General features: G+C 44.2%; 15 protein-coding genes. 5 read left to right on the forward strand and 10 right to left on the reverse strand.

All coding sequences use genetic code 11. The features are described from left to right. The first annotated feature begins 5 nt into the window (after positions 1-5). Positions 6-1892 carry a phosphoglycerate dehydrogenase gene (gene serA, locus LDX50_RS18580; RefSeq protein WP_225697700.1) on the forward strand — a complete coding sequence of 629 codons (1887 nt, stop codon included), beginning with the start codon at positions 6-8 and terminating at the stop codon, positions 1890-1892. Positions 1893-1986: 94 nt separating this feature from the next. Here serA and LDX50_RS18585 read toward each other — a convergent pair whose 3' ends face one another. Further along, complete coding sequence (locus tag LDX50_RS18585) at positions 1987-2163, reverse strand: histone H1 (protein WP_225697701.1); 177 nt, start codon at positions 2161-2163, stop codon at positions 1987-1989. 108 nt (positions 2164-2271) lie between these two features. Next, positions 2272-3519, reverse strand: a complete 1248-nt coding sequence (locus LDX50_RS18590; RefSeq protein ID WP_225697702.1) for an aminotransferase class I/II-fold pyridoxal phosphate-dependent enzyme — start codon at positions 3517-3519, stop codon at positions 2272-2274. A 152-nt stretch (positions 3520-3671) separates the two neighbouring features. Here LDX50_RS18590 and accC point away from each other — a divergent pair, with 152 nt between their 5' ends. Genes accC through LDX50_RS18605 form a run of 3 tightly spaced genes read left to right on the forward strand, consistent with a single transcriptional unit; the run spans position 3672 to position 7019 of the window. Next, the gene (accC, locus tag LDX50_RS18595; protein WP_225697703.1) at positions 3672-5177 is read left to right on the forward strand and encodes an acetyl-CoA carboxylase biotin carboxylase subunit; all 1506 of its coding nucleotides are present in this window, start codon (positions 3672-3674) and stop codon (positions 5175-5177) included. A gap of 2 nt (positions 5178-5179) precedes the next feature. Next, complete coding sequence (locus LDX50_RS18600; RefSeq protein ID WP_225697704.1) at positions 5180-6481, forward strand: DUF1015 domain-containing protein; 1302 nt, start codon at positions 5180-5182, stop codon at positions 6479-6481. Beyond that, complete coding sequence (locus LDX50_RS18605) at positions 6444-7019, forward strand: Maf family nucleotide pyrophosphatase (protein WP_225697705.1); 576 nt, start codon at positions 6444-6446, stop codon at positions 7017-7019. The genes LDX50_RS18600 and LDX50_RS18605 overlap by 38 nt, the downstream gene beginning before the upstream one ends. Positions 7020-7021: 2 nt before the next feature. Here the strand turns inward: LDX50_RS18605 and LDX50_RS18610 are convergent, their stop codons facing one another. The 5 genes from LDX50_RS18610 to sdaAB all read right to left on the reverse strand — a co-directional run bounded on the left by LDX50_RS18610 (position 7022) and on the right by sdaAB (position 12387). Then, entirely contained in the window at positions 7022-7732 is a 711-nt protein-coding gene (locus LDX50_RS18610) for a methyltransferase domain-containing protein (RefSeq protein WP_225697706.1), read from the reverse strand. Continuing rightward, positions 7725-8795: a glycosyltransferase family 9 protein gene (locus LDX50_RS18615; RefSeq protein ID WP_225697707.1), complete on the reverse strand. Its 1071-nt coding sequence runs from the start codon at positions 8793-8795 to the stop codon at positions 7725-7727. Before LDX50_RS18615 ends, LDX50_RS18610 begins: the two co-directional genes overlap by 8 nt. A 77-nt stretch (positions 8796-8872) precedes the next feature. Further along, a complete protein-coding gene (locus LDX50_RS18620; RefSeq protein ID WP_225697708.1) occupies positions 8873-10252 on the reverse strand; it encodes an efflux RND transporter periplasmic adaptor subunit in 1380 nt (459 codons plus the stop codon). A 3-nt stretch (positions 10253-10255) separates the two neighbouring features. Continuing rightward, on the reverse strand, positions 10256-11698 hold the full coding sequence (locus LDX50_RS18625; RefSeq protein WP_225697709.1) for a TolC family protein: 1443 nt from the start codon (positions 11696-11698) through the stop codon (positions 10256-10258). Between the two features lie 11 nt (positions 11699-11709). Continuing rightward, positions 11710-12387 carry an L-serine ammonia-lyase, iron-sulfur-dependent subunit beta gene (gene sdaAB / locus LDX50_RS18630; RefSeq protein ID WP_225697710.1) on the reverse strand — a complete coding sequence of 226 codons (678 nt, stop codon included), beginning with the start codon at positions 12385-12387 and terminating at the stop codon, positions 11710-11712. A gap of 125 nt (positions 12388-12512) precedes the next feature. On the opposite strand from sdaAB, the gene LDX50_RS18635 reads away from it, so the two are divergent. Beyond that, on the forward strand, positions 12513-13349 hold the full coding sequence (locus LDX50_RS18635) for an aminotransferase class IV (protein WP_225697711.1): 837 nt from the start codon (positions 12513-12515) through the stop codon (positions 13347-13349). Between the two features lie 31 nt (positions 13350-13380). Here the strand turns inward: LDX50_RS18635 and rplT are convergent, their stop codons facing one another. From rplT to infC, 3 genes are all read right to left on the reverse strand, one after another. Then, a complete protein-coding gene (rplT, locus tag LDX50_RS18640; RefSeq protein ID WP_225697712.1) occupies positions 13381-13725 on the reverse strand; it encodes a 50S ribosomal protein L20 in 345 nt (114 codons plus the stop codon). Between the two features lie 91 nt (positions 13726-13816). Beyond that, positions 13817-14011 (reverse strand): 50S ribosomal protein L35, encoded by a 195-nt coding sequence (rpmI, locus tag LDX50_RS18645; RefSeq protein ID WP_225697713.1) that lies wholly within the window; start codon positions 14009-14011, stop codon positions 13817-13819. A gap of 32 nt (positions 14012-14043) precedes the next feature. Next, positions 14044-14640: a translation initiation factor IF-3 gene (gene infC, locus LDX50_RS18650; protein WP_225697714.1), complete on the reverse strand. Its 597-nt coding sequence runs from the start codon at positions 14638-14640 to the stop codon at positions 14044-14046. Positions 14641-14647 lie beyond the last annotated feature (7 nt).

A 14647-nucleotide genomic window follows, 5' to 3' on the forward strand; every position in this document is an offset into this window, starting at 1 on the left:
ATTCCGTGAAGAAATATTTTATCATAGATTTTGATTCCACATTCACCCAGGTCGAAGCCATGGATCTGCTCGCAGAGATTGCACTGAAAAACCATGCGCGAAAAAAGGAACGTGTGGAAGAAATACAGGAAATTACAGACAGGGGCATGGAGGGTACGCTTTCCCTCAAGGATTCCATCGAACGGAGACTTGAGCTGCTGGATGCCCATCGGGATCATTTGCCGGAGCTTATTTCATCCCTGAAAGAAAAGGTATCGTCCTCATTCCGCCGAAACCGTGAATTTTTTGAGAAATATTCTGATCGGGTATATATCATATCAAACGGTTTCCGTGATTTCATTGTACCGATCGTAGAGGAATTTCACATTAAGCCGGAAAATGTTTTTGCTAATAGTTTCACCTTTGATGACACCGGGAAGATTACCGGTTATGACAAGGACAATGTACTTGCCTCCAATAACGGAAAGGTTGAGCAACTGAGGCACTTAAATCTGAAAGGAGATGTTTATGTAATTGGAGACGGCTACACGGATTATGAGATCAAGGCAGCCGGTCTGGCCAATAAATTTTATGCATTTACCGAGAATGTGGAACGTGAATCTGTGACTGAAAAAGCCGATCACGTCGCCCCAAGTCTCGATGAATTCCTTTATATGAACAAGCTGAATACTGCCATTTCCTACCCCAAAAACAGAATCAACGTATTATTACTGGAGAACATTCACCCGCAGGCCATCAAGCTCATGCAGGAAGAAGGTTACAACGTTTCTGTATATCCTGCAGGACTGGATGAAGACGAACTTTGCGAAAAAATCAGGGATGTCTCGGTTTTGGGTATCCGGAGTAAAACCAATGTGACTGCCAAGGTACTTGAGCATGCAAACCGCCTGATATCAATTGGGGCGTTCTGCATTGGCACGAATCAGATTGACCTGAATGCATGTCTTGACAAAGGAGTTGCCGTATTTAATGCACCCTTTTCCAACACACGTTCGGTGGTGGAGATGGCCATTGCAGAAATGATTTTTCTGATGCGCAAGCTTGCAGATAAATCATCCTCGATGCATCAGGGTCTCTGGGATAAATCAGCTAAAGGGAGCTTTGAGATTCGCGGTAAGGTGCTGGGAATCATCGGTTATGGTAATATCGGTGCACAATTATCCGTCCTGGCCGAATCCATGGGCCTGAAAGTTATTTACCACGATGTCGAGGAAAAACTGGCACTGGGTAATGCTCAGAAATGTGATTCCCTCGAAGAGTTACTCCAAAAAGCAGAGATCATCAGCCTTCATGTTGACGGAAGAAAGGAAAACAAAGACCTGATTGGTCCGGAAGAATTTGCTCACATGCGGGATGGGGTCATTTTCCTGAACCTGAGCCGCGGGCATGTAGTGGATATTGAAGCACTTGCCTTAAATATTGAATCCGGAAAAGTTGGCGGAGCAGCAGTAGACGTATTTCCTGAGGAACCTAAAAGTAACGATGAGGAATTTTCGTCACGCTTGCGGGGTTTACCCAATACAATACTTTCTCCCCATATCGGAGGAAGCACGATGGAAGCACAGGAAAATATTGCATCCTTTGTGCCTGGAAAAATCATGGAATACATCAATACCGGTAGTACATCAAACAGTGTAAACTTCCCGAACCTTCAGTTGCCAACACTGAAGAATGCACATCGCCTGATTCATATTCACCAGAACATGCCGGGTATTCTTGCCAGGATCAATAAGGTGCTGGCTGATCATGACATCAACATTGTCGGGCAATACCTGAAAACAAATGAGAAGATCGGATATGTAATTACCGACATCGATAAGGCCTATGACAGGGATGTAATAAAGGCTTTACGGAAGATTGAGCATACTATTAAATTCAGGGTACTTTATTAATTCATAAACCCCTGATTAATAGGTATCTGAATATTTACATTTGAACAAAAAAAAAGGGAGTGCTTTCACACTCCCTTTCTCTTTTGAGAATTTGTTATCCCTGATTTTTCTTATCTTGAACTTCTACTCTGATATCTTGAGCAAGATTCTTTAATTCTTGCATACCCTTTCTTACGCGGGTACCTGCAGCATTATTTCCTTTTTCATAGAACTTCTCGAAGTCAGCCTCCAACGACATTACAAGGTCTTTGATTTCGTTAAATCTTTTCATGCTTGATTGGTTTAAAATAGTTTATTTAAAAAGTTTCTGTTGATTTATTTAGCGTTGGCAATATACTCAAAATGTGATTAAATCAACTAAAAACACACTTTTTTTATTTTATTTGGTCACTGCAACCAGTTCTTCCCTCTGATAGAATCCATTATCCAGCTTATGTTTGACTGCTGCGAATGCATCAATGGTTTCTTTCACATCATCCAGGCTGTGAACAGCCGTTGGAATAAGCCGAAGCATGATCACATCGCGTGGTACCACAGGATAGATCACCATCGAACAGAAGATGTTATAATTTTCACGAAGGTCCATGGCCATATTAGCACCTTCTCCAAGTCCACCCTTGAATAAAACAGGCGTTACCGGAGACTGTGTTGTTCCAATATCAAATCCATGTGCCTTAAGTCCGCTCTGCAGTGCATTCACGACCTTCCAAAGATTGTCTTTAAGTTCAGGTTGTGTACGCAACAGCTCCAGGCGTTTTAATGCACCGATAACCAGGGGCATTGGAAGAGACTTCGCAAATATTTGAGATCGCACCGTATATCGTAAATAATCAATTACACCGGCGTCTCCACCTACAAATGCGCCAATACTGGCCATTGATTTCGCGAACGTTGAGAAATAAAGGTCGATGCCATCCTGAACACCCTGCTCTTCTCCGGTACCCGCACCAGTTTTACCCATCGTTCCGAAACCATGTGCATCATCAACAAGCAGACGGAATGGATATTTCTTTTTGAGGGCTACGACATCTCTCAGGTTACCCTGGTTTCCAGACATACCAAAAACTCCCTCTGTAATCACAAGGATTCCACCACCGGTCTCATCAGTGATTTTCTGTGCACGCTGCAATTGTTTTTCAAGGTTCTCGATGTTGTTATGCGGATAAACGAAACGTTTTCCCATGTGCAAACGAACACCATCTATGATACATGCATGTGACTCCGCGTCATAAACAATGACGTCCTTCCTGTCCACCACCGCATCGATAATAGATAAAACGCCCTGGTAACCGAAATTCAGCAGTTGAACCGCCTCTTTATTGATGAAAGATGCTAGTTGTTTTTCCAGTTCAATGTGATGAACGGAATTACCCGACATCATACGCGCCCCCATAGGGTACGCCAGACCCCACTGGGCCGCGGCATCTGCATCCGCTTTTCTTACTTCAGGATGATTGGCCAGGCCGAGATAGTTATTCAGGCTCCAGGTTAGCACTTCCTTTCCGTTAAACTTCATCCGGGGCGCAATCTCCCCTTCAAGCTTTGGAAACATAAAATAGTCTTTGGGTAGGTGGGAATGCTGACCTAGTTCCCCTCGCTCCACTCTTAATTTATCAAATAGATCCACGTCTTATGTATTTAGTTCGTTTTTCCTGTTCATCAAAAAACACACAAAGTTAACACTATTGTGCATCTTGGCAAACCTGACCCTGTTTAATAAGGCTCTGTTTCGAAAATAATAATTTATTAAGTAGCATTGTAAGGACACCCACGATTATTATGATAAAGATTAAGAAAATTCTGGTTGCCAACCGCGGAGAGATCGCTCTTCGGATAATCCGGTCGGCCAAAGAAATGGGAATTAAGACCGTCGCCATTTATTCTTCGGCAGACCGGAACGCCCTGCATGTTCGTAATGCGGATGAAGCCGTCTGGGTTGGTGAAGCAGCCAGTTCTGCATCCTACCTGCAAATGGATCGTATTATCGATGTTTGTAAATCCCTCCAGGTAGATGCAATACACCCAGGGTATGGATTCCTTTCTGAAAATGCCGTATTTGCCGAAAAAGTAGAAAAAGCTGGTATCATTTTCATTGGACCCACCCCCGATGCTATCAGGGTTATGGGCGATAAACTTGCATCAAAAGCCGCCGTCGCCGATTATAACGTGCCGCTTATTCCTGGTACGGATGGTGCGATCGGCGATATTGATGAAGCGCGAAAGATATCCGGTCAGATCGGGTACCCCGTACTGATCAAAGCCAGCGCAGGTGGTGGAGGAAAAGGAATGCGTGTAGTAGAAAACGAAGAGGAGTTTGAATCTCAGATGAATCGTGCGGTGAGTGAGGCGAAATCGGCTTTTGGTGATGGTCGCGTATTTATCGAAAAATTCATCACATCCCCGCGTCATATTGAATTTCAGATCCTGGGAGATTCCCATGGAAATATCATTCACGTTTTCGAACGGGAATGCTCTGTACAGCGGAGGCACCAGAAAGTTGTTGAAGAAGCACCGTCTTCAGTCCTCACGCCTGAACTGAGAAAGCGAATGGGCGATGCCGCTATTGGAGTGGCCAAGGCCTGTAAATACCGTGGTGCAGGTACGGTGGAATTCATCGTTGATGAAAAACTGGATTTCTACTTTCTTGAGATGAATACCCGCCTTCAGGTTGAACACCCGGTAACCGAGCTGATCACCGGACTGGATCTTGTAAAAGAACAGATCAGAATTGCCGAAGGTAATCCGTTACCCTTTGCGCAGGATGATCTCAAAATTCACGGCCATGCTATTGAACTTCGGGTTTATGCAGAGGATCCGGCTAATAACTTTTTACCGGATACCGGCACGCTCAATACCTATGTTCGCCCACAGGGCCCCGGAATACGTGTTGATGACGGGTTTGAACAGGGCATGACCATTCCTATCCATTATGACCCGATGATCGCCAAATTAGCGGTTCATGCAGACAGCCGCGAAGAGGCCATCAACAGGATGATCCGTGCAATAGATGAATACCTCATTAGTGGGGTACAAACAACATTATCCTTTGGCAGATTCGTAATGGAACATGAGGCTTTCCGATCCGGTAAATTCGACACAAAATTTGTGGAACGATATTTTACACCGGATGTACTCGACGGGGTACCCGATGCGGAGATGGAAGAAATTGCAGCTGCATTAACAGCAAAAATCTATGGCAATGGCGCAAAATCATCTGCAGCAGAATCCAAGGTAACATCAACATCGGGCAATTGGAAAAAAAGAGCCCGCTTCCCGGGTAATTAGTTATGGCAGAAATTCAACCGCTCAGGGCGTGGAGATATAATCCGGAGTTTTCTTCCCGTATAGAAGAGTTCACTTCTCCCCTTTTTGACGTTGTATCAGACCGGCAGCGCGAAAAATTATACCTGAATCCGCTTAATAGTATTCACCTTTCTGTTCCCAGGGGCGATAATGCAGCCAGTAATGCTGCTGAACGTTTAAAACAATGGAAGCTCGATGGAACCCTGAAAAGAGATGAATTGCCGTCGATTTATGTTTATTATCAGTACTTCTCCCTGCCGGGTAACCGCCGTACGTTCTGCAGAAAAGGGTTTATATGTAACATCAGGGCATATGACTGGAAAGATAACGTTCTCCTGAGACATGAGAATACCATCCCTAAAGCTGTAAATGACAGGGTTGATGTTCTTCGATCCACCCAGTTGAATGTAAGCCCAACCCATGGCCTTTATACTGATCCATCGTTTACCCTGGAAAAGTATATGGATGAAAGCATGAAAAATCCCATTTACGATGTGGAAGATTATCAGGGGGTTCGTGACGTTCTGAGTGTAATTCACGACAGACAGGCCATCCAGGAATTTATCAGCCTGATGAAAGAAAAGCCTGTAATACTTGCCGACGGTCATCACCGGTATGAAGGGTCTCTGATCTACAAACATGAAATGATTGAAACCAATCCCGGCCATTCAGGAAATGAGGGTTATAATTTCCACCTCATGTACTTCACCAATACAGAAGCCGATGACCTCAGGATTTTACCAACACACCGATTGATCCAGGGTTTAACCAGCCTCAATGAAACGAAAATTTTGGAGCAGGCTGCCAATGACTTTATCATTAAACCAATTGATGACCCGCATTCTGCTGTTGAAATTATTGCCGGAAAACCATGGGCGTTCGCGCTCATGTTTCAGGAAAATGCGTGGAAAGTGCGGCTGAAGCCAGAGCGAATTGGGGAAATTCCCTGGAAATTCCCGGAAGTTGTAAAAAAGCTGGATCTAACCGTAATGCACTACTTCATTTTGGAGAAACTCCTGGGTATTCGGGGAAAAGATCAGCGTAGTTCAGAAAATGTTTCCTTTGAACGAAGTTTCAGTGAATGCCTGAACCAGGTTCAGCACGGTGATAAGCAACTTGCCATCATTACCAATGGAATTTCTATGCAGGAAGTAAAGAATGTATGTTATTCCGGTTATATCATGCCTCAAAAATCCACTTACTTCTATCCTAAAGCGATTTGTGGCTATCTTTTTAGTTCAATAGAAAATGAAGAATTTCAGCAAAACCATATTGCTTGCCTCTAACTCACCCAGGCGACATGAACTGCTGCGTCAGGCCGGACTGGGGTTCACTGTAGTGCAAAACCTGATGGAAGAAACTTTCCCACAGGATATGCCTCCGGAAGAGGTTCCACGCTACCTTGCAGAGCAAAAGGCTGAATTCAATAAAGAAATCCTGGAAGGTGATGAAATTCTTATTACAGCAGATACCATTGTTAAACTCAATGATCAGATCCTTGGGAAGCCCAATAGCACGCCAGAAGCTACTGAGCTGTTGAAGTCTCTTTCAGGGAAATGGCATGAGGTCATAACTGGCGTTTGTTTGCTTTCACGTACACTGCAAGTTTCCTTTTCAGAAACCACGCGGGTTAAATTCAGAAACATTACCGAGGAGGAAATCGACTACTATGTGAGAAACTACATGCCCTACGACAAAGCAGGGGCCTATGGAATTCAGGAATGGATCGGGCTCATAGGAATTGACAGAATTGAAGGTTCATACTTCAATGTGGTAGGATTGCCCATCAACAGGGTCTGGTATGAACTACAGCAATTTCATTAAATTCAGCGAAGCAGTCCCAGTTTATTCTTGAACCACTTGGTAAGCGTATAGTTCCGCATCTTTCGCTCGAAAACTTCCGGCAATACGGCGTCTACCATATTTTGATTCAAATCTTTGTATGGAACGAGTTTCGGATAATTATCCAGCTCTGATTCCTTCACATACATGAATGAATTCTGTGCATACCAACTCTCCACCCTGGGATCATTCCAAACATGGGGCCGAATGGTATCCAGGAGAATATAACCATGTTTTTTGAATATCGACTGCCAGTATGATGGCCACTGCTCATTGAAATGTTTTACGCCTCCCTGAAATGGGATCGCTGCTGAAAACAAAATAAGGGGCGCAAGAGACGTGAGATTGATCACAAATTGTTCGGCATATTCTTCCTCCAGGTGCTCGGCTACTTCCAATGAAATCGCCAAATCAAACTTTCGCTGTAATGAAAGCGGTTGCTTTAATTCGGCATGCATGAATTCATCTTTACCGATCACAACATTATCCACATTAACCCAGGATCCTTCTAATCCCATTACTTCAGCTATTCCCTTCTCTTTGAAAACCTTCAGCCAGGTACCCACGCCGCAACCCAGGTCTACAACACTATTTGGATCTGTCAGCTCCAATACCCTTCCGATTAACCTTTCTGCCGAATAACGGGTTCTGGCATCCCTGTCACCATAAAATTCCGAATCATATTTCTTATGCATGATCAAAAGAAGTAGTTAATTGAATAAGTCTGTCCAAAATAATGTCTAAAGAAACAAGAATTTCATCATTATCCATAATGCCAGCCGGTGGAAAACCTAATGCCTTGAGGACCGTATCAGCCATATTCTCCGGATCTGCTTTGCAGGTGAGGATATTTTTTTTACGCATTGCCTTGCGAATTCTTTCCTCCTGATCAGCCGATAATGCCACAGCCACACAAGGTATATCCTCAGCCATAGCCTGAAAAACGGCCCCACCCCCTCCGCTTAAAAATGCAGTGGACTGCGAGATGGCAACATGGAAAGCCTCAGGTGAAAGTTTAGAGATACCAGTAATTCCTTCCTGATCGAGCAATTCTCCGGTATAATTTTGTCCATATACAAAAACCACCGGAAGGCCGCTTTGTCGGTGGATTCTCTTCGCAGCATCCTCAAATAACTTTACCGCCGGCACACCGGAAATCTCATGACCGCCACCCCCGGGGTTGCAAAGAATATATTTTTCCTTCAACACCGTGAAGTTATCAAGAATCTCTCTTTTCTTTTCTGGGTTTATAACCGGAAAAACGGGTCCCGTATGGACAACGGTCTGATGAAAAAGCCTTGCTTTCAGGGCATTCCAACCGCTGAGCGGAAGGACATATTCCGGCTGAACAATCCATATTTCATCGGTAAAACCAAGACGGAGAAGCCCCAGAGCCCTGTTCAGGATTGCGGAATTCTGGGCAATGAACACCGTACGCGCACCTGATTTCTTAGCCAACCGAAGTTGGGATGAACGCCCCGTTGCGTCAAAGATGACCAGGTCAGGCTTATAATCGGCTATTGCCTGCTTTACCTCTGTTGTACAGAATGTAGGCGTATCTGGCAGCATGACCGCAGAATATGGACATGTTTCAGAAGCAGGAGATTGCCTGCTCAGCAAAAACTGAATATGGGCCGAGGGAAATCGACTATTGATGTGATTCGCAATATTGAGTGAACGGATATATTCACCCGAACCTTTCGGTCCTGATGCCGGTATGAACAGAATTCTTTTGAAAAATCCGGAAGTGTCCGCCATAGATTACGAAGGTACTGCATTCCCATAAAAAAACCCGACCAATAGTTAGCCGGGTTTCTTTTTGAAAATCAAATACGCTAATCTGATTCGGTATTTTCTCTAACCGGTGAATTGCCCCTTGACTTGCGGGCTGTAACATTGTCGCCATCCTCAAGGCGTTTTGACACTACCAGGAACGGACCAGTCACAATCTCCTCTCCTTCACTTACGCCTTCGATGATTTCGATATTATCAAAGTCACTGATCCCTGTTTTGACCACCCGCTTTCTTGCAACACCGCCCTCATTAACAAATACAACCTCCTGATCTTCACTCTTGGAAGTCTGCTGCCGGGCCTCATTTTCCGGTTCCTCTTCAGACTCTTTTCCGGATCGTGACCGAATAGAATTAGGATTTCGTGTGGTTACAGATGACAAGGGAACTGTAAGTATATTGTTCTTTCGCTGCGTGATAATATCCACACTGGCTGTCATTCCAGGTCTGAAAGGAAATTTATTCCCCTCAGAAGCCAGATCCTGATATGAGGAGTTCAGTATGCGAATGCGTACTTCAAATTCTGTTACGGCATCTGCCGAGGCTTTATCGTTCGCTGTATTGGCAATGGCAGTTACAATCCCCGTAAACTCCTTGTCCAGGTAAGAATAGGAATCCACATCAATTACAGCCGTATCACCAATTGCCACCCGAATAATATCATTCTCATTCACGTCTACACGAACTTCCATTTTATTCAGGTCTGCGATCCGCATGATCTCGGTTCCCTGGAATTGCTGGGTACCCAGAACGGTTTCACCCTGTTCCACATTCAGCTTTGAAACAATTCCACTCATAGGGGCGGTAACCGCAGTCCTCCGCAAGTTTTCGGTGGCCTGTTCAAGGGATGCCTGGCTGCTTTTTACAATGAAAGATGCTGCCTGAACGTTTTGCCGAGCCGATTTAAGATCATTTTCGGCAACGATGATATTCTGCTGGGCCAATTCCCAATCTGATTCAGAGATCACTTTTTCATCGTACAACTTCTTTTGACGGTCATAATCCTGCTTTGCCCGCTGATAGGTGGCCTGAGCACGCGAGAGCGATGCTTGTGAGGACATTAAATTTGCCTTTTGCTGATTCAGGGCTGCCTGTGCCTGATCACGGGCAGCAATGAAGTTGTCAGGCCTGATTTTCGCAAGCACAAAATTCTCAACCACAGAGTCTCCTTCCTCGACATTCAATTCGATCAGCTCGCCGGAAACTTCCGGACTGAGTTTTACTTCCACAACCGGCTGCACCATTCCCGATGCACTTACTTTTTCAACAATCGACTGCCGGGTGGCTTTTGCCATTTCAACCTCGATTTCCTTTGCTTTGCCTATCCAGCCCTGTGATCTTCCAACAAATAGTAAAACCACGATAAGTACAAGGGCTCCGATAACATAATATAACCAGCGGTTTGATGATTTTTTCTTTGCCATTTTTTAAAATTCTAAAGGTTTGCCTTGGTAGAAATCAAGTATTTTTTGTTTAAATATTAGGTCGTACTTCGCTCTTAACAAATCAGATTGCGCATTATAGAAATCATTTTCAGCCACCTGGTAATCCACAAAATTAGCAGCTCCGCTATTATACCTTTTTTCGATTACCCTGAAAGATTCTTCTCTTGCACGTACCTGTGAAAGGCTTGAATTATATGATTTGGAGGCAGCTTCCACATCATTATACGATTGCTGAATCTGTTGCCACAGTACGTATTCACGATTCTTTTTATCGATAATGGCACGATCCTGATTGATCATTGCACGCTGATAGTCATATTTTGCTGAAAAGCGGTTGAAGATTGGAATATTCATACCCAGCGAAACCGACTGACTCAGGTTTTCATTCATCTGTTCAGGGAAACCAAATGCCTCTTCAGAAACATTGGGTACATCTATGGTCGAAATTACCGGATCACCGGTGCCCTGTACCTGACCAATCACCACGGTCGTTGGAGTTGACGTCCCATCCGGCAGCGTTCTTGTATTAATCCGGTCGGAATAGTTGGTGAAAATATTTCCTGACAGGAGAAGTGATGGGTAAAAGGCCCCCTTAGCAGATTTCACAGCATATTCACTGCCTTCCACATTCAATTCTGCCGCTTGTATTTCGGGCATGTTGGCAAGTGCGATCTCGTATATTTCATATGCGCTCAATTCCAGGATCAAGTCTGTCTCTACATCCATTTCCGGAACCTCAATCTCAACTGATGCCTGCGGGGGCAGCTGCATGGCGAGCATTAACTGTACTTTGGCCTGCTGATAATTGTTCTCGGCTGTCACCAGGTTAAATTCATTCGTAGCGAGCTGTGCCTGAAGGTCCAGGAGGTTGGCCTGTGGTAATGCTCCGGCTTCAACCTGGATCCTTGTTCGCTCCACCTGTTGCTGTATAGAATTCAGCTGTTTCCTGGCATTTTCGGCCAACTCCCTGGTAAACAGAACATTCGTATAAAACCCTACTATATTCAGCATCACATTATTTCTTGTCACGTCCACTTCTTTCCGTGAGGCCTCATACTGAAACAGGTTTTGTTTCACCGTGTTGTTGATCGTCATACCATTGAAAAGTACGACAGAACTGGAAGCGCTCAGATTCACAGAATTAATCGCCTGGCTCACGAAAAGGTTTGTTACCGGGTCAATAGAACGACCCCAGTTTCTTCCTGCGGATGCCCGGCCGGTAAGATCAGGGAAGCGCTGCATCTTAGCCTGTTGATAACCAATTTCAGATGTCTGAAGATTCAATTCAGACCGCTGGATGTCCAGGTTATTTTCAAGAGCATAGTTAATACATTCTTCCAGCGTCCACACCTGGGGTCTTTCCTCCTGTGCCATTGCACCAAGTGAGAAAAAAACCAAACAGCTTGCTAATATTTTGAGTTTCATTTCAATTGTTATTATACATCTATATCAGGGATATAAATTACTTCCGTTACCCAATCAAGTCCTTTGATATATTCCAGCGACACAGGCTTTAACCCCGAATCCATCTCAATCACCAGGCATGCCAGATCATTCTTAGCTTTCCGTGAAACCGACATAGTCGCAACATTGCAATGGTCATGGGAAAGGACGCTGGAAATATGTGCAATACTCCCTTTTACATCATGTGCCTTGATGATCAATGTGTGCAGGCTCGCCGAGAAATCAGCTTTAAATCCATCCAGTTCCGCAATATTAATCACACCGCCACCCTTACTTTCACCGATGATCTCAATTTTATGATCACCTTTCTGAAGAACGAATTTCACCGTATTCGGGTGAACGGTAGAAGCGTTACCAACCGATTTAAACGTATATTTTAAACCTGCCTTTTCAGCATGATCAAAAGAATTCCTGATGCGTTCATCATCCGTTTTAAAATCAAGCAATCCGGCAATTGCCGCTTTATCGCTGCCATGTCCCTCATACGTACGTGCGAAGGAATTGTAGAACGTGATAGTGGCTTCATCAGGCCTTTCTCCTAAAACACGGATTGCCACCCTGGCCATTCGTACCACGCCTGCGGTATGTGAACTTGACGGGCCGATCATCACCGGTCCGATCATATCAAAAATTCCACTTTTTTCGCTCATTCAGGATGATTTATATTCCAATATTAAGCATATCTGCTGTATAGTGTGTGATGAAAATTATAAATGGTTAAATTCCCATTTGAGTCTCAAATAAAGGGTACTGAACAGGACAAACACTACAATAGATGAAGGCATTATTTAACAATAACCTGATAGATACACCACTTCCGATTATGCCGGAAAACCGCGCATTTCAATATGGTGACGGCATTTTTGAAACGATTTGGTTCCGCAACGGTAAAGCTCCGCTCCTTGAATTTCACAAAATGAGGCTGCAGCGTGCAGCCCAGGTTTTACGACTGGATATCTCCCCAAATGAACTACGTTATCTTGAAGCCAATATTGAAACATTAAGTCAGCTTAACTTTCCGGAGGAGACACAGGTGACGGCCAAGCTCATGTTCTGGAGACATGCCTCCGACAAACCCGGATATGGAGCAGATGCCACCACCACCGATTCACTGCTAACAATTCGCCCCTTCACTGAGGGAAATGGTTTGTATTCACTTGGAATTTCCAAAGAAATCAGGATATGCCCATATCCCTGGTCCTTTACCAAAAACATGAATGCCCTCCCCTATATCATGGCCAGTATTGAATGCCAGGACCGTGCACTCGATGAACTCATCCTTTGTAATCAGAAGGACGAAGTTGCCGAATGTATTTCTCACAATCTTTTCGTCCTGTTTGATGGAACCTGGATCACACCGCCGCTTTCGGCAGGAGGTGTGGCAGGTACAATGCGCTCCTTCATTCTTAAGAACGAAGATCACTGGTCAGTGCCTGTTCAGGAACAAAGTATTAAAACTTCCGACTTAACGAACGCCTCGGCTATGTTGATTACCCGTGCAACTGGCCTCGTTGTTATTCACGAATTTGAAAAGGCTAAAATTGATACAAAACCCGCTGAAGTTTTCAGAGAGGAAATCCTCACCGAACTCCATAAAAAAAGCCCGGCGTAACCGGGCTTTCATAATATACAGATCTGATTCCTTATTTTACTTTGTTTACAATTGCTTCAAAAGCTTCAGGGTGATTCATTGCCAGGTCGGCCAGAACTTTGCGGTTCAGATCGATATTTGACTTTTTAAGATTACCCATTAACTGCGAATATGACATGCCGTGCTGACGGGCACCTGCATTGATCCGCTGAATCCAAAGTTTTCTGAAATCTCTTTTCTTCGCTTTTCTGTCACGATAAGAATATTGCCATCCCTTTTCTACGGCATTCTTTGCAACGGTCCAAACATTTTTTCTTCTTCCAAAATAGCCTTTCGCGGCTTTTAGGATTTTTTTTCTGCGTGCTTTTGACGCAACATGATTTACTGATCTAGGCATTTTATTAAAATTTTTTGGTAAAAGGCGGCTGTTACGCGCTTAAAAACCTGTTACCTGGTTAAACACTAAAACCTGTTGATAACATTGAGAATCAGATTCTCAACATATCCCTGACGTTTGACTCATCGGCCTTGTGAACCAATGTCATATGCGTCAGATTGCGTTTTTGCTTTGTCTCTTTCTTGGTCAGGATATGACTCTTGTACGCATGCTTGCGTTTGATCTTACCCGTACCAGTGAGCTTAAAGCGTTTCTTTGCTCCTGATTTTGTTTTTACTTTAGGCATTTTCCTATCTGTTTATGATCTGTATATTCTCTTTATTTCTTTCCCGGCTTCTTGATCGGTTTGGGGGATAGAAACATCGTCATCCGCTTCCCTTCAAGCTTTGGCAATTGTTCTACCTTTCCATACTCCTCCAGTGCCTGGGCAAATTTCAACAAGAGAATCTCTCCCCTTTCCTTGAAAACAATACTACGTCCCACAAAATGAACGTAAGCCTTTACCTTGGCACCATCCGCCAGAAAATTTTGGGCATGCTTCAACTTGAAATTGAAATCATGCTCTTCAGTATTCGGACCAAAACGTATCTCCTTGATAACCGTCTTCTGCGCATTCGCTTTGATCTCCTTCTGCTTTTTCTTCTGCTCGTACTTAAACTTCGAGTAATCAATTATTTTGCAAACAGGTGGATCCGCCTTCGGCGATATCTCTACCAGGTCCAGATTCTGCTCTTTAGCCATCTGAAGCGCCCGGTTGATCGGATATACATCCACTGCCACGTTATCTCCCACGACCCTTACTTTGGGCGCAGTGATTCGTTCGTTAACCCGATAAGGCTCCTCTACTCTTCCACGGTAGCCTCTCCTTGTATTACGTTGTTTGCTAATTGTTACCTCCCTTGTTTTGTTCGACAAAAATAAG

It is taken from the genome of Fulvivirga sedimenti (genome assembly GCF_020328055.1).

What these genes read in the sequence shown, in the direction of transcription:
- LDX50_RS18585 (WP_225697701.1), bottom strand. Translation starts at nt 2,163, where the DNA reads ATGAAAAGATTTAACGAAATCAAAGACCTTGTAATGTCGTTGGAGGCT.
- accC (WP_225697703.1), top strand. Translation starts at nt 3,672, where the DNA reads ATGATAAAGATTAAGAAAATTCTGGTTGCCAACCGCGGAGAGATCGCT.
- LDX50_RS18600 (WP_225697704.1), top strand. Translation starts at nt 5,180, where the DNA reads ATGGCAGAAATTCAACCGCTCAGGGCGTGGAGATATAATCCGGAGTTT.
- LDX50_RS18605 (WP_225697705.1), top strand. Translation starts at nt 6,444, where the DNA reads ATGAAGAATTTCAGCAAAACCATATTGCTTGCCTCTAACTCACCCAGG.
- LDX50_RS18610 (WP_225697706.1), bottom strand. Translation starts at nt 7,732, where the DNA reads ATGCATAAGAAATATGATTCGGAATTTTATGGTGACAGGGATGCCAGA.
- LDX50_RS18615 (WP_225697707.1), bottom strand. Translation starts at nt 8,795, where the DNA reads ATGGCGGACACTTCCGGATTTTTCAAAAGAATTCTGTTCATACCGGCA.
- LDX50_RS18620 (WP_225697708.1), bottom strand. Translation starts at nt 10,252, where the DNA reads ATGGCAAAGAAAAAATCATCAAACCGCTGGTTATATTATGTTATCGGA.
- LDX50_RS18625 (WP_225697709.1), bottom strand. Translation starts at nt 11,698, where the DNA reads ATGAAACTCAAAATATTAGCAAGCTGTTTGGTTTTTTTCTCACTTGGT.
- sdaAB (WP_225697710.1), bottom strand. Translation starts at nt 12,387, where the DNA reads ATGAGCGAAAAAAGTGGAATTTTTGATATGATCGGACCGGTGATGATC.
- LDX50_RS18635 (WP_225697711.1), top strand. Translation starts at nt 12,513, where the DNA reads ATGAAGGCATTATTTAACAATAACCTGATAGATACACCACTTCCGATT.
- rplT (WP_225697712.1), bottom strand. Translation starts at nt 13,725, where the DNA reads ATGCCTAGATCAGTAAATCATGTTGCGTCAAAAGCACGCAGAAAAAAA.
- rpmI (WP_225697713.1), bottom strand. Translation starts at nt 14,011, where the DNA reads ATGCCTAAAGTAAAAACAAAATCAGGAGCAAAGAAACGCTTTAAGCTC.